This window comes from Hwanghaeella sp. 1Z406, from assembly GCF_048892425.1.
Taxonomy (GTDB): Bacteria; Pseudomonadota; Alphaproteobacteria; order UBA8366; family Aestuariispiraceae; genus Pacificispira.
In genome coordinates this window covers 169,158-189,121 of the sequence record NZ_JBLZHU010000003.1, presented here as the reverse complement: position 1 = coordinate 189,121, position 19,964 = coordinate 169,158, and the positions used below count along the sequence as shown (strand labels likewise).

20 protein-coding genes are annotated in these 19,964 nt (G+C 56.4%); 14 read left to right on the top strand and 6 right to left on the bottom strand.

Translation table 11 applies throughout. The features are described from left to right. Positions 1 to 73 precede the first annotated feature (73 nt). The 3 genes from ACOSDR_RS08270 (at position 74) to ACOSDR_RS08260 (ending at position 4,001) form a co-directional block, all read left to right on the top strand. Positions 74 to 1,051: a diacylglycerol/lipid kinase family protein gene (locus ACOSDR_RS08270; RefSeq protein ID WP_420730931.1), complete on the top strand. Its 978-nt coding sequence runs from the start codon at positions 74 to 76 to the stop codon at positions 1,049 to 1,051. Between the two features lie 101 nt (positions 1,052 to 1,152). After that, a complete protein-coding gene (locus ACOSDR_RS08265; RefSeq protein WP_420725623.1) occupies positions 1,153 to 1,737 on the top strand; it encodes an RT0821/Lpp0805 family surface protein in 585 nt (194 codons plus the stop codon). Positions 1,738 to 2,438: 701 nt separating this feature from the next. Beyond that, positions 2,439 to 4,001 (top strand): hypothetical protein, encoded by a 1,563-nt coding sequence (locus ACOSDR_RS08260; protein WP_420730930.1) that lies wholly within the window; start codon positions 2,439 to 2,441, stop codon positions 3,999 to 4,001. Here ACOSDR_RS08260 and ACOSDR_RS08255 read toward each other — a convergent pair whose 3' ends face one another. Next, entirely contained in the window at positions 4,002 to 4,859 is an 858-nt protein-coding gene (locus ACOSDR_RS08255; protein ID WP_420725625.1) for a carbon-nitrogen hydrolase family protein, read from the bottom strand. Positions 4,860 to 4,894: 35 nt separating this feature from the next. After that, positions 4,895 to 5,158 (bottom strand): glutaredoxin 3, encoded by a 264-nt coding sequence (gene grxC, locus ACOSDR_RS08250; protein ID WP_420725626.1) that lies wholly within the window; start codon positions 5,156 to 5,158, stop codon positions 4,895 to 4,897. 141 nt (positions 5,159 to 5,299) lie between these two features. Between grxC and ACOSDR_RS08245 the strand changes: the two genes are divergently transcribed. Continuing rightward, positions 5,300 to 5,992 carry a J domain-containing protein gene (locus tag ACOSDR_RS08245; protein ID WP_420725627.1) on the top strand — a complete coding sequence of 231 codons (693 nt, stop codon included), beginning with the start codon at positions 5,300 to 5,302 and terminating at the stop codon, positions 5,990 to 5,992. Positions 5,993 to 6,057: 65 nt separating this feature from the next. Beyond that, a complete protein-coding gene (locus ACOSDR_RS08240; protein WP_420725628.1) occupies positions 6,058 to 7,191 on the top strand; it encodes a prephenate dehydratase in 1,134 nt (377 codons plus the stop codon). 544 nt (positions 7,192 to 7,735) lie between these two features. Here ACOSDR_RS08240 and nudC read toward each other — a convergent pair. Then, the gene (nudC, locus tag ACOSDR_RS08235; protein WP_420725629.1) at positions 7,736 to 8,668 is read right to left on the bottom strand and encodes an NAD(+) diphosphatase; all 933 of its coding nucleotides are present in this window, start codon (positions 8,666 to 8,668) and stop codon (positions 7,736 to 7,738) included. Between the two features lie 127 nt (positions 8,669 to 8,795). Between nudC and ACOSDR_RS08230 the strand changes: the two genes are divergently transcribed. Genes ACOSDR_RS08230 through ureG form a run of 7 tightly spaced genes read left to right on the top strand, consistent with a single transcriptional unit; the run spans position 8,796 to position 13,869 of the window. Beyond that, the gene (locus ACOSDR_RS08230) at positions 8,796 to 9,662 is read left to right on the top strand and encodes an urease accessory protein UreD (protein ID WP_420730929.1); all 867 of its coding nucleotides are present in this window, start codon (positions 8,796 to 8,798) and stop codon (positions 9,660 to 9,662) included. Between the two features lie 18 nt (positions 9,663 to 9,680). Beyond that, positions 9,681 to 9,983, top strand: coding sequence for an urease subunit gamma (locus tag ACOSDR_RS08225; RefSeq protein WP_420725630.1), 303 nt, complete (start codon positions 9,681 to 9,683; stop codon positions 9,981 to 9,983). Positions 9,984 to 10,000: 17 nt separating this feature from the next. After that, a complete protein-coding gene (locus ACOSDR_RS08220; RefSeq protein WP_420725631.1) occupies positions 10,001 to 10,318 on the top strand; it encodes an urease subunit beta in 318 nt (105 codons plus the stop codon). Between the two features lie 3 nt (positions 10,319 to 10,321). After that, positions 10,322 to 12,031 (top strand): urease subunit alpha, encoded by a 1,710-nt coding sequence (gene ureC, locus ACOSDR_RS08215; RefSeq protein ID WP_420725632.1) that lies wholly within the window; start codon positions 10,322 to 10,324, stop codon positions 12,029 to 12,031. Positions 12,032 to 12,038: 7 nt separating this feature from the next. After that, positions 12,039 to 12,572 (top strand): urease accessory protein UreE, encoded by a 534-nt coding sequence (locus tag ACOSDR_RS08210; RefSeq protein ID WP_420730928.1) that lies wholly within the window; start codon positions 12,039 to 12,041, stop codon positions 12,570 to 12,572. Next, the gene (locus tag ACOSDR_RS08205) at positions 12,569 to 13,249 is read left to right on the top strand and encodes an urease accessory protein UreF (protein ID WP_420730927.1); all 681 of its coding nucleotides are present in this window, start codon (positions 12,569 to 12,571) and stop codon (positions 13,247 to 13,249) included. The genes ACOSDR_RS08210 and ACOSDR_RS08205 overlap by 4 nt, the downstream gene beginning before the upstream one ends. Beyond that, entirely contained in the window at positions 13,246 to 13,869 is a 624-nt protein-coding gene (ureG, locus tag ACOSDR_RS08200; protein WP_420725635.1) for an urease accessory protein UreG, read from the top strand. The genes ACOSDR_RS08205 and ureG overlap by 4 nt, the downstream gene beginning before the upstream one ends. Positions 13,870 to 14,437: 568 nt before the next feature. Here the strand turns inward: ureG and ACOSDR_RS08195 are convergent. Beyond that, entirely contained in the window at positions 14,438 to 15,139 is a 702-nt protein-coding gene (locus ACOSDR_RS08195; RefSeq protein WP_420730926.1) for an alpha/beta fold hydrolase, read from the bottom strand. Positions 15,140 to 15,346: 207 nt separating this feature from the next. On the opposite strand from ACOSDR_RS08195, the gene ACOSDR_RS08190 reads away from it, so the two are divergent. Beyond that, positions 15,347 to 15,682 (top strand): cupin domain-containing protein, encoded by a 336-nt coding sequence (locus ACOSDR_RS08190; RefSeq protein ID WP_420725637.1) that lies wholly within the window; start codon positions 15,347 to 15,349, stop codon positions 15,680 to 15,682. A 47-nt stretch (positions 15,683 to 15,729) separates the two neighbouring features. On the opposite strand, the gene ACOSDR_RS08185 is transcribed toward ACOSDR_RS08190, so the two are convergent. Continuing rightward, positions 15,730 to 16,449, bottom strand: a complete 720-nt coding sequence (locus ACOSDR_RS08185; protein ID WP_420730925.1) for a type 1 glutamine amidotransferase domain-containing protein — start codon at positions 16,447 to 16,449, stop codon at positions 15,730 to 15,732. Positions 16,450 to 16,605: 156 nt separating this feature from the next. Here ACOSDR_RS08185 and ACOSDR_RS08180 point away from each other — a divergent pair, with 156 nt between their 5' ends. Further along, positions 16,606 to 17,385 (top strand): DUF2971 domain-containing protein, encoded by a 780-nt coding sequence (locus tag ACOSDR_RS08180; protein WP_420730924.1) that lies wholly within the window; start codon positions 16,606 to 16,608, stop codon positions 17,383 to 17,385. 119 nt (positions 17,386 to 17,504) lie between these two features. On the opposite strand, the gene ACOSDR_RS08175 is transcribed toward ACOSDR_RS08180, so the two are convergent. After that, positions 17,505 to 19,940: an ATP-dependent helicase gene (locus ACOSDR_RS08175; RefSeq protein WP_420730923.1), complete on the bottom strand. Its 2,436-nt coding sequence runs from the start codon at positions 19,938 to 19,940 to the stop codon at positions 17,505 to 17,507. Between the last annotated feature and the right edge of the window lie 24 nt (positions 19,941 to 19,964).

Genomic DNA, 19,964 nt, shown 5'->3' with positions numbered 1-19,964 from the left:
AACAAAAAAGAAATAGAAATTACATCTAAGACACTCTATTTCCCTTGTTTCGTCGTAATGGAGAACCTTATCAGTGGTAAATAAAAAGGAAGTTGCGGACCCGATTCGCAGGCGGGTGGCGGTTATTTATAATCCTGTTGCAGGGTTTCGTCAGCGCGGTCGTCTTCGTGGTTTCTTGAAGCATTTGCGCGCGCGCGGTCATGATGTCGTCTTGCGCCGTACCGAAGGGCCCGGTCATGCGACGAATATTGCAGCGGAACTTGATGTTGCCACAGTTGATGTTGTCGTGGCCGCAGGCGGGGATGGCACAATTAATGAGGTCGCCAATGGTTTGATCGGGCGCCCGATCCCGATGGCCATTGCTCCTCTGGGAACTGCAAATGTCTTTGCCTTTGAACTAGGCCTGGGATTGAAGTTGAAGCGCGCCGCAGAAATGCCGTCACAGGGGCGCGTTGCTGAGATTTATCCAGCTCTGGCGGGCGCGCGTGGCTTCCTGTTGATGGTCAGCGCAGGTCCCGACGCGCGCGTGGTCGCGGAAGTAAACAGCAAGCTGAAACGCATTATTGGCAAAATGGCTTATGTGATGGCGGCGGTTCGGGAAATTGTACGTAACGCCGAAACCACGATCACGGTTACCGTTGACGGCCACACCCATCAGGCGGGACTGGCGATTGTGACCCATGCCAGTCACTATGCGGGGCCATTCGTGATATCCCCTGATACCAGGCTGGGTGATGACAGCATCAGTGTCGTGCTGTTGAAGGGTACCAGTCGATGGGCGTTGGTTCGATATGGATTTGCCCTGTTGACCAATCGTGTCGCTAAACTGCCGGATGCGACGCTGTTGCGGGCGCGGCGGGTGCGTATTGATGGCCCGGTTGGGGAACCCATTCAGTCTGATGGTGATCTGATCGGTCAGGCGCCAATGGAAATTGCACTGGGCAGTCGTCCGTTGCGCATTCTGGTACCCGATCTTTCCCGTGTTCTGGTGCCAACGTCTACCGCCATTGCGCCCCCCGTGGTAGAGCAGCCAGTCTACGGGAAGTCTTAAAATCTTAATTACAGTGGCATTTCGTTGCAAATTCTGGTAGGTCAGATGGTGAACAGGGGCGGCCCAGAAGGATTTTCCGCCTTTTTGCCAGGAGAAACGGAATGAAGAACCATCCGACCTGCGGGGCAATTGTCCCGGCTTTTGCATCCACTCTAACGCCACATCCCAGTAAGCGACCGATAGCGAAACGGCTGTGCGCCTTGGTGCTGTCTGGCAGTCTTCTATTTTCTCAGGTCGCGTGTACGACCGGACAGGAAGAATTATCCCGGGACGATAAACTGGCAATCGGTGCTGTTGCCGGCGCGGTTGTGGGCGGTTTGATCGGGTATGAGTATTTTGGCAATGATGATACCCGGCTGTTATGGGCACTGGGATTAGGGGCTGCGGGTGCCTATGGCGGGAAACTGCTGTCGGATAACCTGACCCGGTATGACAGGACCTCCATGCAGCAGACGGCATATCAAAGCCTGACACAGGCTCCCGCCGGGGAAACGGCGACGTGGCAGAACAAATCCACCGGCACCCATGGCAGCATCACCCCCATGCGTACCTTCCTGAATGCGCAGGGTCGTATATGTCGCGAATATGATGCACAGGTGAATGTCGACGGTAATACGGTTTCCGGTCGTGAAACAGCATGTCTGACAGAAGCGGGCCATTGGGTGGTTTACGCCACAACCGGGTGATGGTCTGGGCGGTATAGCTCCCCCTCCCTCAGAAATTGCTGCTCATGCGATGCGTTATGCCTGCAAAAAAAAGGACCGCGTCGAAACGCGGCCCAAGTTTAGGGAGGAAACGCCCAATACGGACGTAACAGCGCAGGTTTACAGTGCTAAAGCACAAACTGCAGTGTTCACGTCACAACATGATTAGGCGGATCATGTTGCAGTGCAATAATTGACAGATAACACATTCGAAATCAAGCGTTCTTATCGTGTTGCAACGCACAAATATTAGGCAATTTTCCGCCCTAAAAATAGCCTGGTCGGAAATTCTCTCTGATTTCTCCCGATTTCTGGCGATTTAATCAAAAATCCTTTGTTGCGAATGTGCAGGCTGCGGCGGAAAATCACAGTGGTAGAGGATTTTTGTAATGCTTAAATTTTGCTCACTGACTTTGTCGTCCCTGCTGATTAGCACGGTTTTTTTACCATTTTTCATGCGCTGCAGCATGGCGGAAGAGACCGGCATCCAGAAACATTATGGTTCCCCGGCCAGGGACCTCGATTCTGATGCTAAATTGTCAAAATTTTCTTGGGATGACACGCGTCGCGCCTTGGGACCGGACGTGTTCTTTTTACCTGAAGCGCTCAAATCCCCTATGACCTTGAGAAATTTTCTCCCTGGGAGTCGATCAATAGGGAAAGGAGAAGCGCTTCAGGGTCAGTTGACCCTGCGGCAAAGCGCCCTTCTGATTAATGTCATCGGCGCATTGGGAGAGTCGCAGCTGACGCTGCCGGAAAAGACGCTGGGTCTCATCACCCATGGAGATCGCATCGTTCCCGTTCCCGCGCCCGAAACTGTTGTCATCGATCAGCGGCGGCGGTTTACGCTGTTATTTGGTGTTGGGAGAATATGGACTGAGCCGGGGGATCGCGGTCAGTCCAGGGCATTGTTGCCAGTCAGTATTGTCGACAGCAAATTTGGCGCTGTGCGCAATGGGTTGGCCAGTTTTCTGTATGGCAATGGAAAGCCTGTTTCCAATATGGTTCTGCAATTTTCTCAGGAAACCGCTGCGGAGCGTGAAGCGGATATATGGGGGACCCTGTCGACGGAATTTATCCCAGGCAAAGTGGAGGGCGCGCAAAGTAGAATCGCCGCCTATGAGGATCGGATGTCCAGTGCGCCCCAATATAAGGATTGGGCAGATCTGGCGGCACGCTTTGGGGTTGATGCTGTTTCCGGTTTCAACGGCCCGTTGGGATCGAAAGGTGCGGTTTCGGTCAGCGGATTGATCGTGGATGAAACAGTTTATCTGTCTGGCTGTAATACGCGGCATGGATTGTATCCCTTCTGCCGTCAAATGCGTCACGGCATATCCAGCATGACGCCCAGTTTTCTGGCGTTTGTGGCGGTATCCCATCTGGCCCATCGTATAGGCCATGATATTCTGGTGATGACGATCGGGGATTTGGTGCCTGAATTAGCCAATCACCCGCAATGGCGGCGTACTCGAATACTGGATATGATCAATATGGCCAGTGGGCTTGGCGAAATTGCTCCGGAACGGACAGTGAATTTCGTTGCGGCGGATTCTGATCCCTCTGCCCAGGCAATCCGCGCGGCACGAACGGTTGATGAGAAACTGGCGGTGGCGAAGCAATTCCCATATTACCCCTGGGCACCGGGCACAGTATTCCGGTTTCGGACATCGGACAGTTTTGTCCTGTCTTTGGCGCTGGATCGACTGGTCAAGTTAAAGGATGGGGCGGGGGCCTCCTTGCGCTGGATATTGCAGGATCGATTGTTCAAGGCAATCGGGATTGCGCGGCTGCAAATGCAGATGACTGTTGGGGATACGGCCGAACATCGGGTTCCCGATTTGGGGAACGGTTTATACCCTACGACGGGTGAATTGGTGCGCTTGATCCTGGTTCTGCGACACAGTACGGGGGGCAAAACCCTGACAGGCCTGTCGCGCGATATGGTTACCGATGCCTTGGATACACAGGGAGATAAAGGCCTGCCAACAGGGGTTTCTTATCCAAACGGTGCCGGTCGCTATGCGTTGGGTTTCTGGCGAACACCGATCAAAATGGCCGGGGACTGCATACAGAATATCCCATCCGCTCAGGGCCGGGGTGGGTCTGTTGTATCCTTCATGCCCTATAGCATTACGGGGTTTCGCATTGCAGATGGGGCCCCTGCGGATCCAGCAACACGTGACAGCACTGACATCCGCCGCATTGGCGATGCCGTCCGTGGCTTCTGTGGAGAGCCCCGCGAATAGTTACTCCGCGGCGGCGTTTAGCGCGACTTCCTGGGGTTTATCGTAAGGCAGATCATTATTCAGCGACGGCACCATTCCCCGAACCTCGGAAACGCGGTTCAGGTTCAGTGTTGCCGTGACGACACCGGGTGCTTCCCCGCCATCGGCAAGAACCTCTCCCCAGGGATCAATGATCAGGGCATGACCATAGGTCTTGCGGCCATCCTCATGGTCGCCACATTGCGCCGGTGCCACGACGAAACAGCCATTCTCGATCGCCCGGGCGCGCAACAGGGTATGCCAATGGGCCTGTCCTGTTGTGCGGGTGAAGGCAGCGGGCACCGCCAGAATGCGCGCGCCGGCCTTCGCCAGATCACGAAACAGATGGGGAAAGCGCAGATCATAACACACCGCCATGCCATAGCCGCCCCAGGGCGTCTGGGCCAGGGTCGCATGGGTGCCGGGGCGAAAGCCGTTGCTTTCCCGATAGCTTTCACCATTCGCCAGATCGACATCGAACATATGGATTTTGTCGTATTGCGCCTGTATCAGTCCGGTGGGATCGATCAGAAAACCGCGATTGGCGAAGCGATCATCATCGGCCAGGCGAATGACCAGCGACCCAGCATGAATCCAGATGCCAAGTTCCTGCGCCAATGCCTTATAGGCCGCCAGAGAGGCATCTTCAGAGTCCAGGGCTGCAACCTTCGACGATTGTGATCGATCCCGCTGCATCAGGTTCACAACTTCAGGCAGGGCGACAAGTTCTGACCCTTGCGCCGCCGCCTGTCGGATCAAATCACTGGAAATCTTGATGTTCTGGTCAATCGATGTGGTCGAGGTCATTTGGACCAGACCCACGGTCAATGTCTCTTTCATCTCAGTCTCCCTTGCTTAGATCCATCAGCGCATGATTAGGCCGCAGTGCCTAACAGTTTGTCCAGTTTACCGTTGGCATCGGCTTCCATCAAATCATCACAGCCGCCGATTAGAACGTCATCGATAAAAACCTGGGGTACGGTCTGGGCACCCGGCGCGCGCTTGGCCATGACTTCCTTGTGATTGCCTTCGCCCCAAATGTCATATTCGGAATAGCTGACGCCTTTGCTGTCCAGCAGCTTCTTGGCGCGATAGCAGAATCCGCACATGGGGCGGGTGTAAATCTCAACGACGGCCATTTGGCCCTCCTTCTCTCAAATTTCGGACCTTGATGTAAAAGGCCTCAGGATATGGTTCATCATGCAGGAAACCGCCTCTTTGTCGAGAGACGCTGCAAATCATTGCCAATTTGGCGCGTTTCAGGCTAGGGACAAGGGGTGATGAGCCAAGAGACTGTTTCCAAAACCGATATAGTCCCGCCCGATGAAAATTCAGGCCACAAACGCTCTTATACCATTCCCTGCAGCACACGGTTTCGAAATCAGATCCTTGCCCTTGCAGAAGCGCGTGGCGTCAACGCGGCGGACCTGGCGCGGTCGGTCATTCTGATGCTGCCTGAATCGATGATTGCGGCGGCGGTAGATCCGGGTGATCCAAAAGCCTCTGATCGCGAAACGGTGACCCTGAAGTCTGGCCCGGATAAGGGCAAGCCCTGGCGGCGAAAGCCCCGCCTGCAGGTCCGACTGCCGGATGGATATGATCCGGTCCTGTTGCGTAAGGCATTGGGATTGGCCCTGGCGCTGGACAGCGGTGCCCTGCGTATGGTGCTGGAGCCCAGCCATCACCCGACCCGCGAGGTCGAGCACGCCCAATTGAAGGCTGAACTGCATCGGTTGCGCGCGGCGGTTCAGGTTCTGGCTGGGGACCGTCTGCCCAATGCGGTGCGCACCAAGGATGAAGCCCATTTCGTCCTGGGCTTCCCGCCAAATTCCCGTCCTGGAGCTGCGGAAATCAAAGCCCGGTACCGCCAGTTGGCGACCATTCACCATCCAGACAGTGATACCGGTGATACGGCCCGCATGGCCTTATTGAATCAGGCCATGAGTTTCATGCGAGCCTATGATAAAAATTAGTATTTCTCATATTTATGATTAATAAAAATATTGACTTAAGGTATTTTGACGCTTAATGCCTCGCCATGAGCTTGTCTTCGGCAGTGAAAGGGGCCCGTCTTGCGGCGGGGTTAAGCCAGAGCGACCTGGCGAAACGACTGGGCGTCACCCAGTCGACCATCGCCTTGTGGGAGACAGGTAAGACCGCGCCAAAGCGCAGCATGATGCCAAAGCTGGCCGCAGCCCTGCGGGTGACAGTGTTGGATTTAGAGCATGGCACTGGTGCATTTACCGGGGCCCTGGGTTCCGTTTCGTATTTTCAGGAAGGCCATAGAACGATGTCGACTCCCTCTCCCACCGCGATTGTCAATCCGGCACAGGATAATCCTGTCATCGCTTTTCAGGGGGTGTTGGGGGCCTATTCCCATCTTGCGGCACGCGGGGCATTTCCGGCGATGGAACCCTTGCCCTGTCCAACATTTCAGGATGCCTTTGCCGCTGTCGAGGAAGGGCGTGCCGGCCTGGCGATGATCCCGATTGAAAACTCCCTGGGCGGGCGTGTGGCGGACATTCATCATCTGTTGCCCGAGTCGAACCTGTTCATCATCGGGGAATATTTCCAACCGGTGCATCATTGCCTTCTGGTTCCGAAAGGCGGCAGCTTTGAGACCGTGAAAGAAGCGCGCAGTCACGAACAGGCCTTGGCGCAGTGCCGCAACACGTTGCGGGAACTCAAAATCAAGCCGGTCATCGCCGCCGATACAGCCGGGGCCGCGCAGGATGTGGCGAAGCTGAATGACCCTTCCATTGCAGCCATTGCTTCCACTCTAGCAGCGGAAACCTACGGGCTGGATATCCTGCGTCCCCGGATTGAAGATCGGATCGGCAATGTAACTCGCTTCATTGTGATGTCGCGGACCCGCATTGAACCAGACCCAAGGTCCGGTCCCTGTCTGACCAGCTTCGTCTTCACGGTGCGCAGCGTGCCTGCCTCGCTGTACAAATCCCTGGGCGGCTTTGCCACCAATGGGGTGAATATGATCAAGCTGGAAAGCTATATCAGCGTCGGCGACGACAGCCGCGCACGATTCTATGCAGAAATTGAGGGACATCCTGCAGATAAATCAGTCGATCAGGCGATGGAGGAACTTCAATTCTTCACCACCAAGATCAAACTGCTGGGCACTTATCGCCAGGCCGATTATCGCGCGGAGGAGTGAGGAAGAGTGTGTGAGCTTTGCCACCTTTGAAGATTTATCGCGAAGGACGCTGAGAAGGCGCAGAGGACGCAGAGCGGCCGACCCATACACTTTTACGTCATCCCGGACTTGATCCGGGATCCAGGGCGGCGGGCGCGATTGGTGCTTGTGGCCCTGGACTCCCGCCTTCGCGGGAGAGACGAGCCTGAATTTGCCTTTGCGCCCTCTGCGTTTCTCCGCGCCCTCTGCGTTCCCCACTGTCGTCATCCCGGCCTTGATTCGGGATCCAGAGCGGCGAGCGCAATTGGTGCGGTCGGCCCTGGATACCCGCCTGCGCGAATGGCCCGGTCTCACCCTTTACTCCATTCTCATCCTGAGGAGGCGCGATAGCGCCGTCTCGAAGGATGCGCTGCAAGTCCGGTGCTTACAGAAAGGTCACCCTTCGAGACGCTACGCTCCTCAGGGTGAGAGTGTGTTTGTCTGCAACATTGTCATCCCGGACGTGATCCGGGGTCCAGGGCGGCTGGCAGAACAGGGCGGGCATTTGAAATCTGATGAAAGGGGCTTAGTTGCCCTGGGCCATCCAGTCCTGGATCAGGCGGTAGGCGATGGAATCGCGGCGGGGCAGGGCGAAGGTTTCGTCTTCCGGGCTGGCGGCGATTTCGGCGCGGGAAACCCAACGGGCCTCTTCGATTTCATCGGTCGCAATGGTCATTTCTTCTGCTGTCGCGCGGGCGCTAAAGCCCAACATAATGGAAGATGGGAAGGGCCAGGGCTGGCTGGAATTATAGCGGATATCGGTGGTTGGTAAGCCGACTTCTTCCATGACTTCACGGGCGACTGCGTCTTCCAGGCTTTCACCCGGTTCAACAAAGCCTGCCAGGACAGAACATCGGCCCGGTGGCCAGTCCTTCTGGCGGCCCAGCACGATCCGGTCAGCGCCATCATGCACCAGCATGATGACGGCGGGATCCGTGCGGGGAAAATGGGGCGCGCCACAGTCTGGATTTGTGCAGCGTCTTTCATGCCCCCCCTTGCGGGAGTCTGTCGGGCGGCCGCAGACACCACAGAAGAGATGACGGCGGTGCCAATGCACCAGGCCACGAGCATAAGCCAATATGGCCCCATCATCATCCCCCAGCATCGGACCAACTTTCCGAAGGTCTTCGAAGGCGGTACCGGGTTCAAATTCGGGCGGTTCCTCAAAATCAGACAAATCAATGGCGAAATGGGGGGCGCCGGTGGAATCCAAACCCAGAAAAACGGACAACTTGGCGTGCTGCATCAGATCCGTGCGCGTTGCCTGCACGGTCCAGCCCCGTATTGTGTCCCCCATCTGCACCAGATTGTTACCGCGCCATACAGGGAACAGGCGCGCAGTCTCGCTGCTGATGGCAAGCGTCAACGCCTCTTGATCGCCACGAAGACGATCCGCCCTATCCAAGGGGCCGGACGCATAAACGTTGGGTGCATGTGTGTGATGTAGAACGGTCCTCATGATGGAAGGGACAGTGCCATGCGTTTGCCGCCTCTTCAACTTCTATAGCAGATCCCAACGCCCCAGGATGACGGTTTTGCGCTGCAACATATTGCGCTGAGACATATTCTAGGGGTAGCGTGTTGTGATGGATGGAGATATCGCCTTAACACTCACCACAAAACCCGCCGCGCAACGGGCGCGGGGCGCGGTCATTTTGGGCTTTCGTCATGATGCAAAGCGCGATCAGACGGGGCTGAGCGATCTGTATCACAGCCATCCCATGCGCGTGCTGTTTCCAAGGCCCGCACGGAATGATGTGATTACAGCGGCGATCACCACGGTCTCTGGCGGCCTTGTCGGGGGCGATCAGATCGACGTCTCTATCAATGCCGAAGAAAATGCGCAGGTATTGAGCTTGGCCCAGGCTGCAGAGAAGGTATATCGAGCCCAGGATGCGGAGCCGGCCAGAGTCACGCTGACTTTGAAGGCTGGTGCGAATGGCTGCCTGGAATATCTGCCGCAGGAGACGATTCTATTCGAAGGGGCGCGTCTGGTCCGGTCCACCAGGATCGATCTTGCAACAGAAACCGCCCATGTCATGGCCGGAGAGATGGTGATTTTCGGACGCGGCGCCATGGGTGAAACCGTGCGCCAGTGCCAGTTTCAGGAAAACTGGAGGCTGACATTGGCAGGCAGGACGATTTGGCGTGATGCCTTTGTCCTGAACCCGGCTGTTGCGATCAGCCCCTTCGGCTTGAACGGGGCAACGGCGATGGCCACCCTGATCTGTGCCGCGCCACAGCCAGAAACATTGCGCGATAGGGTTCGACCCTTATTGATGGACCTGCCAGGGGGGATTGCGGGGGCGACCGTGATGGGGCCGCTTCTGCTGCTGCGGTTCCTAGGCAAGGATCCAGCCGCGATGCGGGCGCGCTATATGCAGGTATGGTCTGTCTTGCGGCACCAGGCTTTTGGCCGCCCCGCACGGCTGCCAGCCTTGATTCATTGTTGATGGGAGGAGACGGGGCAAATGAACTTATCACCCAGAGAGAAAGACAAGCTGCTGGTCGCTATGGCGGCCGAAGTGGCACGCAAGCGATTGGCGCGGGGCGTGAAGCTGAACTATCCAGAGGCGATTGCCCTGATCAGTGACTATGTCGTTGAGGGCGCCCGCGATGGCCGCGCTGTGGCCGATTTGATGCGCGATGGGGCCACGGTCATCACCCGGGATCAAGTCATGGATGGCATCGCAGAGATGATCCATGAGGTCCAGGTTGAGGCAACCTTCCCCGATGGGACCAAGCTGGTCACCGTTCACACCCCAATCCGCTGAGGCAAAGGAGAGATATCATGATTCCAGGAGAAATCCTTTGTGCCGCCGGTGAAATCACCCTGAATGATGGGCGTGAAACCTTGACGCTGACTGTCGCAAATGGCGGGGACCGCCCGGTTCAGGTTGGCAGTCATTATCATTTCGCTGAAACCAACCCGGCCTTGAAATTCGACCGGGCGGCAGCGCGGGGCTTTCGGTTGGATATTCCAGCCGGAACTGCCGTGCGCTTCGAGCCAGGGCAAAGTCGAGACGTCACTCTGGTCGCCTATGCGGGCAAGAGGATCGTGACCGGATTTAATGGTGCGGTTCAGGGCCCGCTGGATGGGGGGAAATAAGTCATGGCATATTCAATCGACAGACAGGCCTATGCCGACATGTATGGCCCCACCACAGGCGATAAGGTGCGCCTGGCCGATACGAATTTGATCATCGAGGTCGAAAGTGACCGCACGATCTATGGCGAGGAAGTCAAATTCGGTGGTGGAAAGGTGATCCGTGACGGCATGGGCCAATCGCAAGCCACCCGCGCAGAAGGCGCGATGGATACCGTCATCACCAATGCCCTGATCCTGGATTACACCGGCGTCTATAAGGCTGATATCGGATTGAAGGGCGGCAAGATCGCCGCCATCGGTAAGGCGGGCAATCCCGATGTGCAACCAGCCGTCGATATAATCTGCGGCCCTGGAACAGAAATCATCGCGGGCGAGGGGCGCATTGTTACCGCCGGTGGGATTGATGCCCATATTCACTGGATCTGTCCGCAGCAGGCGGAAGACGCGCTAATGTCCGGCGTGACCACCATGCTGGGCGGCGGCACTGGACCGGCGGAGGGCACCAATGCCACAACCGCAACACCCGGCCCCTGGCATATGGCCCGAATGCTGGAGGCGGCAGATGGCATGGCGGTCAATGTCGGACTGTTTGGCAAGGGTAATGCGTCCCGCCCGGATGCCCTGATCGAAATGGTTGCTGCCGGAGCCATCGGATTGAAACTGCACGAGGATTGGGGCACCACCCCATCGGCGATTGATTGCTGCCTCAGTGTTGCGGAAGAAACCGATGTTCAGGTCGCAATCCACACAGACACGCTGAACGAAAGCGGCTTTGTCGAGAACACGATTGCCGCGTTCAAGGGACGCACCATCCATGCCTTCCACACGGAAGGGGCGGGCGGTGGTCATGCGCCAGATATCATCAAGGTCTGTGGTCTGGCCAATGTGATCCCCTCCTCAACCAATCCAACGCGGCCCTATACTCGCAATACAGTTGATGAGCATTTGGATATGCTGATGGTCTGTCATCACCTGGACCCCCGCATTCCAGAAGATGTCGCCTTCGCGGAAAGCCGGATTCGCAAGGAAACCATCGCGGCTGAAGATATCCTGCATGACATTGGCGCGTTTTCCATCATCGCGTCGGACAGTCAGGCAATGGGCCGTGTTGGCGAAGTTATTACACGAACCTGGCAAACAGCCCATAAGATGAAGATGCAGCGCGGCAGTCTGGACGGGGAAACGGGTGACAATGATAACCTGCGCGCCCGTCGTTATATCGCCAAATACACCATAAACCCCGCCAGAGCCCATGGATTGTCCCAGCATGTCGGGTCTATCGAAGTTGGAAAGCTGGCGGATCTGGTGCTCTGGAAGCCGATGTTTTTTGGCGTTAAGCCGGATCTGGTTTTGCGCTCTGGTATGATTGCCGCTGCGGCTATGGGCGACCCGAATGCCTCTATCCCAACACCACAGCCGGTGCATTATCGCCCGATGTTTGGCAGTTTGGGCGGTGCCTTGGGGGCAACGGGCGTCACTTTCATGTCTCAAGCCGGGGTTGATGCAGGTCTTAAGCATTCCCTGAACCTGTCCAAACAGGTTTTGGCGGTTAAAGGGTGTCGGACCGTGACCAAGGCGGATATGGCACTGAACGATGCCTTGCCGGAAATCACGGTCGATCCGGAAACCTACGAGGTTCGGGCCGATGGTGAGCTGTTGACCTGTGAGCCAGCGGCGGAATTGCCCCTGGCACAACGCTATTTCCTGTTCTGAGGATGTGATGCGGCGCGCAACGCAACGACATATGGCAGGCAGCTGGGTGGATGATGGCAATGCTGTCAGTGCCACGCTGGACCTGGATCAACGCAACCGGCGGCGCATCAAGCTGCAGGATGATCAGGGGGAAGCCTTCTTACTGGATCTGCCTAAGGCCGTAACATTGCGACAGGGCGATGGGCTGACCCTGCAGGATGGCGGCATGATTCGAATCGTGGAGGCGTCGGAACCGGTGGCCGATGCTCTGGGGGTCAGTCCAGCGGCAACCGCCCGTCTGGCCTGGCATTTGGGCAACCGGCATCTCCCGGTACAAATCCTGGACGATGGCACGATCCGTTTTCGCGCCGATGCGGTGATAGAGGCAATGGTGGAAGGGCTTGGGGCAACGGTAAAGCGTCACGAAGCCCCCTTCACACCAGAGGCCGGGGCCTATGATGCCGCCAGCACCGGGCATGGACATCATCATGATCACGGGCACGACCACGGACACGGCCATCCCCACAATCATGATCACCAATCTGTAAGGGTTGGATCGTGACACGCGCGCCGGACTGGTTGCAGACGGTTATGCTGTGGACCTCGCCCGCCTTTCCGGTGGGGGCGTTCAGTTATTCCCATGGGTTGGAATGGCTGGTGGAGACAGGCCAGGTGACCGACCGCACCAGCCTGGAATCCTTCATACGGGCTCTTTTGGAATTTGGTGATCTGCAGGCCGACGCGGCCTTCCTCTGTGCCGCTCATCGCGGCAATGACATGGACTTGGCCTTGGTGTTGGAGGAAGCGGTTAGTTTAAGGGGGGCGTCGGAACTGGCAGCCGAGTCCGTCAACCAGGGCCGTGCCTTTATCAAGGCGCTGCAGTTGGAAGGGACACACTATCCCCGCTTGTCGGCATTGCAAAATACGATGCCTGATGTCGGAATTCCTCATGCCGTTGCTTTTGGTGCAGCCTGTGCAGATGCGGGCATTCCGCTGGAAACCGCTGTTGAATCCTGGATGCATGGTGCGGTTGCCAATCTGGTGTCTGCGGGCCAGCGCCTTATTCCCTTGGGTCAGCGGGATGGGGTGGCGGCTTTGATGGCCCTTAAGCCATGTATTACCAAATTTGCGCAAAAGGCGATGGAAACACCATTCGACAGGATTTCCAGCGCCAGTGTGGCGGTCGATCTGGCCGCAATGTTTCACGAAACCCAGTATACGAGGTTGTTTAGATCATGACGAAACCCGTTTCCCATACAGGCCCGGTCCGCATTGGCATTGGCGGTCCGGTCGGCTCTGGCAAGACGGCGCTGATGGATCGGCTGTGCAAGGCGATGCGCGACAGCTATGACATTGCCGCCATCACCAACGACATCTACACACGGGAAGATGCTGAGTTCCTGACCCGCAGCGGCGCGCTGTCGCCGGATCGGATTGTTGGTGTTGAGACCGGTGGTTGTCCCCATACCGCCATTCGCGAAGATGCGTCCCTCAATCTAGCCGCCGTGGACGATCTGGTTGCGAAATTTCCTAAACTGGAAGTGCTGCTGATCGAATCCGGGGGGGATAATCTTGCCGCGACATTTTCGCCGGATCTTGCTGATATCACAATTTATGTAATAGATGTTTCGGCCGGTGATAAAATTCCGCGTAAGGGTGGGCCGGGGATTATTCGGTCGGACTTGTTGGTGATTAACAAGATCGATCTGGCCCCGCTGGTCGGTGCGGACCTGTCGGTAATGGATCGGGACGCGAAAAAGATGCGCGGCGACCGTCCCTTCCTGTTCACCAATCTGAAAGACAATAAGGGCGTGCCGGAAATTGTCACCTTCCTGGAAGACGCCGCAGGACTTGCCTAGCCCTGTGAAACTGACACGTCCACAAAACGTCCCAATCTCATCCTGAGGCGGTGCTGTAAGGATGGTGCGTGCAGCAGGGCCCCCCTTCGAGACGCTACGCTCCTCAGGGTGAGGGTGCTTTTGTCTGCACCATCGTCACCCCGGACCTTGATCCGGTGCCTAGGGCGGCAAGCGCGATTGGTGCGTGTGGCCCTGGACACTCGCCTGCGCGGGAGAGACGGGGTTTGTTGAAGATTTACCGCAAAGGGCGCGGAGAAGGCGCAAAGGGCGCTGGGGGCATGACATTTGTTGCGGTCGTCCCGGACGTGATCCGGGCTCCAGAGCAGCGGGTGCAATTGGTGTGTTCGATTCTCGATACCAGCCTGCGCGGGTAAGACGGCGGTGTAGTCGTCTTTGCGCTCTCTGCGGTCCTCAGCGTCCTTTGCGGTTTCCTTCTTCTAAAATCCCCAGCACAGGATTAGCGCAGGCGGTATGACGACCACTCCGTTTTGTCACCCCGGACTTGATCCGGGGTCCAGAGCAGCACGTGCGATTGGAGCGTTTGTGCCAGGGGGCTCTGAAAATGGGTTTATTTCTGCAGTAAATCCGCCAGGGCCTGTGGCGCGTTGACCATGCAGTCGTGGCCGCTGGCGATGTCTTGCATGGGCCAGCCCATCTCCACAGCGCGCTGGCGATGGGATTCCAGCGGCGGGTAGATCGGATCGGTGACGCGGATATAGCGGACAGGCACGCCATTGTTCGGCAGGCCGTTGAATGTGATCGCCGTTTCATAGGTACGGATCGGATGCGGGGTCATGCGGGTCTCAATATAGGCCGCCTCAGTCGGGTCCGTCAGGCCCATGGCAATCGCCTTGGGTGGGGGCAGGCACAGGGTTTCGCCCACCATGATCGCACCGGCCTTGCGGGCGGCCCAGACATCCGGGGCAACCGTCTCCCGGGGCGCGACGCCAGACAGGGGCACCATCGCATCTAGATAGACCAGTTCCGATATCCGGTCCGGTAAGGCGGCCGAAGCCCCGGTAATGGCAATACCGCCGAAGCTGTGCCCGACCAGCACCGTGTCGCGAATGTCCCGGGTCTGAATATGCGCCACCACATCATCGACAAAGGTTTGCAGGGTGATATCCGGCGACAACTCCCCCGCGCGCTCCCCCAATCCGGTCTGGGTAATACAGGACACAGTGTGGCCCCGTGCCATCAGGATCTTGGACAGGGCATCCCAGCACCACGCGCCGTGCCAGGCACCGTGTACCAATGTGAAATGGGTCATCGTGCTGTATCCATGTTGAGCCGAGAAAGACAAAATCCTGTGTCCTGCAGACCTCTTCCCACAGACCACCGTTTTTCCTACACTAGCGCAAATCCCGAGCAAACGGAATTGTTTGCGACGACGCATTTGCTAAAGAAACAAATGGTTAGAGTGTCCTGTGTGAGCTCATGCGAACGCATGATGCTCGAGCGCCAATAGAGGAGCAACATGATGACCGCCATTGACCGCCAGCACTCTGGCTCTCACCGCATCGATACGACTTTAAACGATTGGCAGGAAACCGGCTCGCCCGGCTTCTGGATGAAACCGATCTTTAAGGACAGCCAGACCGGCGTGTCCACGGCGCTGATGAAAATCGATCCCGGTGCCTATACCCCGGATCACGCCCATGACCAGTTGGAAGAAATCTATGTCCTGGATGGCGATTTCTATGACGCAGAGCATAGCTATGGCCCCGGTCATTACTGTCAGCGCGCCATCGGCGCAATGCATGAGGCCGGGTCCAAGGGCGGATGCACAATGCTGCTGATGTATCGGCGCTAAGGGAGTCCAATCGCGGGTGAGACGCGATCAGACTCCGATATGCGCAGTTACGCGACTTCGCGGCGTTTTGCTGAATGCGTCAAAGCCTCAATCAGCGAGTCGGCGACCTTCTTGGCCGAGGCCGGATTCTGACCGGTGATCAGGTCCCCATCGCGAATGGCGAAGGGCTGGAAGTCGTCGACACTTTCGTACATCGCCCCCAGTTCCCGCAATTTCGTTTCCAACAGGAACGGCACGACATCGGTCAAACCGGCGGCCTTTTCTTCGCTGTTGCTAAAACCGGTCACGCGGCGACCTTTGACGACAGGGGCCCCCGCCTTGGTCTTTGCATTCACCAGACAGGCGGGACCATGACAGACTGTGGCGATGATTTTCCCGGCATCCAGCCCTTGCGATACAACTTCCGCAATGGCGCCGTTGGGTGGGTAATCCCACATGGTTCCGTGACCGCCTGGAAAGAACACCGCATCATAGCCGTCCAGATCAATCTGATCGACAGAGGGGGTTGTCTTCACCGTCGTTTGCAGTCTCTCATCCTTCAGATAGCGCGCGACGCTTTCCTCTTTTTGGGCATCGCCTTCCACGCTGCGCGGATCAATTGGAATGTCGCCGCCCGCAACGGAGAACACATCCACCGTCAGACCTGCATCCCGCAGATGGTAATAAGGCGTCGTAAATTCCTCCAGCCAAACGCCGGTCTTCTCCCCCGTATCGCCCATACTGGCATGCGAGGTAACAATGATAGCAACTTTCTTAGGATCAGCCATTTAGGGCTCCCGTTGTTGTTAAGGTTACCCCTAACATGAGGACGAGCGCTCAAAATTCATCCTTAAATATTTGATGGCCATATTCTATGATGTTGTCGGTCTTAATATGTTTTAATGCAAAATTTCTAATTGAACATTTGGCGGTGAGTAAAATCGTTGGAGCAATACAAAATTCAACATTTATATAAATACCGTAAAATCAATGATGTTCCAATTGATTGGACAAAAAACATTTTTGCCAAAAGAGAATTGTATTTTGCATCACGAAACCAGTTTAATGACCCCTTTGATTGCCGCTCAAGTTTTGAGTTTGAGGGTACTCCTGCAGAGCAAGATTCTTATTTTAGAAATGTAGTTGCAGCACGAGCGATTAATTGGAGCCCAACAAAGATACGGAACGAGGCGAGTAAGTTGAGATTGAAAGCTCGAACAGACCCTTACTTCAAAGAGAAAGTTGAACGAGGTATTTTCAATTCAATGAATAAGATTGGTATATTTAGTCTTTCAGAGGTCAATGATGATATACTCATGTGGTCTCATTATTCAGATTCTCACAAAGGATATTGTTTAGAATTTATCGATGATAACACACATTTCTTTGTATCTCGCGCCCAAAAAGTTATCTACCGGAAAGAGCTTCCTGTAGTGAATCCATTAAGAGATAAAGAAACAGAAAGATTAGAAAAAACTGTTTTAACTAAAGCAAAAAATTGGTCTTATGAAAAAGAGTGGCGTTTGTTAGATTTTGAAAAAGGACCAGGGATACAGGTATTTCCGGCTCGATTATTAAAGGGTGTAATTTTTGGTGCGCTCATGCCAGGAGAAGAAAAGCAAAAAATAAAAGAATACTGTAAAATTGGACATTTAGATGTGCAGTTCTATCAATCTGTTTTAAGTAACAGAAGTTACTCTTTGGAGGTAACTAAGTGTATTTAATTTTCTTAGATTGATAATTTTTAATAGATTAGATTTATCTAACGTGCTGATTTTATTTACTCTTAAATAAGTATAGCGATGCTTTCAATGCAGTCCTTTGTGTAAATACCCTTAGCCCTTCACCCCCGCTCCACAAAGCTCGCCACTACCGTCTTCTTGCCTGCCTTATCAAATTCGATGGACAAGCGGTCGCCGTCTATGGCGGTGATGGTGCCGGGGCCGAATTTTTGGTGGAAGACGCGCTCGCCGGTGCCGAAATCGTGGTCGGTGCTGCTGCTGTAGCTGGCATCGATCACCGGCGCGCGGGTTTGGCTGAGGCCGCGCTGTTTCAGGCGTTGCCAGCCGGGGCCGCCGCCCGGAGAAGAATAGGTGGGGGCCGAGTAAGTGGAACCAGAATCGAAGTCTGAGGCTTTCGCACCACCAAATCCGCCGCCAGTCGTGCCGCCCCCGAAGCTGCTGCTGCGGCCATAGCCAACCTGGGTGAAGGCGGCGCGGTCTTCGGCGCGGCCGCCACCAATGCCGCCATAGACTCCGCGGTCGGCCTCGATCAGGGTATGGTCCTGGGGCAATTCATCGATGAAGCGCGACGGCAGGGCGGCATTCCAGGAGCCGTGAATGCGGCGATTGGCGGCGAAGCTGATTTCACAGCGGCGCTTGGCCCGGGTGATCCCGACATAGGCCAGGCGGCGTTCTTCTTCCAGCCCGGCCAGGCCGCTTTCATCCATGGCGCGTTGATGGGGGAACAGGCCTTCTTCCCATCCCGGCAGGAAGACGGTCTCAAATTCCAGACCTTTCGCGGCGTGCAGCGTCATGACCGAGACCATGGGCCCGACCGTGTTGGATTCGACCTCCATCACCAGGCTGATATGTTCCAGGAAGGCGGGCAGGTCGTCGAATTCCTCCATGCCCGACAGCATTTCCTTGAGGTTTTCCAGCTTGCCAGCGGCTTCCGGCTTTTTCGACTGCTTCCAGAAATCGGTATAGCCGCTTTCTTCCAGCACGGTTTCGGTCAGTTCCACATGATCAACGCCTTCGGACAGACGGCGCCAACGGTCGAACATGTCCATCGCGGCGAACAGCTTGCTGCGGGCAGCCGCTTTCAACTCGTCGGTTTCCACCATGCGCTGGGCGGTGATGGACAGCGGCAGGCCTTGCGCCCGGGCGGCCTTGTGCAGCGCTTGCAGTGTGGTTTTACCAATGCCGCGCGCGGGCTTGTTGATGATCCGCTCAAAGGCCAGATCATCGGCGGGCTGGTGGATTACCCGCAGATAGGCGATGGCGTCGCGGATCTCTTCGCGCTCATAGAACCGGGGGCCGCCGACGACGCGATAGGGGATGCCCAGCGTGATGAAGCGTTCTTCGAATTCACGGGTCTGAAATCCGGCGCGGACCAGGATGGCGATTTCGTCCAGCGGCTCGTTCTTCAATTGCAGCGCTTCGACCTCATCGGCGATCAGGCGGGCTTCCTCGTCGCCATCCCACAGGCCACGCACGCGCACCTTGTCGCCGTCATTGCGGTCGGTCCACAGGGTCTTGCCCAGTCGTCCCTCGTTCTTCTCAATCAGGCCAGAGGCCGCGCCGAGGATATGGGGGGTGGAGCGATAATTCCGTTCCAGCCGCACGACCTTCGCGCCGGGAAAATCCTTCTCAAAACGCAGGATGTTGCCAACCTCCGCCCCGCGCCAGCCATAGATCGACTGATCATCATCGCCAACACAGCAGATATTCTGGCTTTCGCCTTCCTTGCGGCCCTGGGCCAGCAGGCGCAGCCACAGATATTGCGAGACGTTGGTGTCCTGATACTCATCGACCAGGATGTATTGGAACAGATGGCGATACCGCTCCAGCACCTCGGGGTGTTTGGTGAAGATCGTCAGATTATGCAGCAGCAGATCGCCAAAGTCACAGGCATTCAGGGTACTAAGCCGCTGTTGATATTGGCGATAGATTTCAACAGCACGGCCATTGGCAATGTCGCCGGATTCGGACGCACTGACACGCTCCGGGACTTGGCCCTTGTCCTTCCAGCGCTGGATGACATGGATCAGCATGCGGGCGGGCCAGCGTTTTTCGTCCACGCCTTCGGCTTCCAATACCTGCTTTAACAGGCGGATCTGGTCGTCGGTATCCAGAATGGTAAAGCTGGATTTCAGGCCGACCAGTTCAGCATGCTTGCGCAGGATGCGGGTGCCCAATGCGTGGAAGGTTCCCAGCCACATGCCCTCTGTCGCCGGGCCAACCAGATGGGCGACGCGCTCGCGCATTTCCTTGGCGGCCTTGTTGGTGAAGGTGACGCACAGGATCTGATAGGGTTTCGCCTTGCCCTGATGCAGAATTTGCGCAAGCCGGGTGGTCAGCACGCGGGTCTTGCCGGTGCCAGCCCCCGCCAGCACCAGGACGGGTCCGTCAATCGCCTCCACCGCCAGACGCTGGGCATCATTCAGAGTGTCCAGCCAGGGCGGTGGCGCGGAATTGCTGCGCCCCGGATAGGCGGGGGCCGGGCCGCTGGGCACAGCGGGGAAGTCGATATCATCGTAATCCAGTGGGTCTGACATAGGGTCTAGTATAGCCTTCGGGCG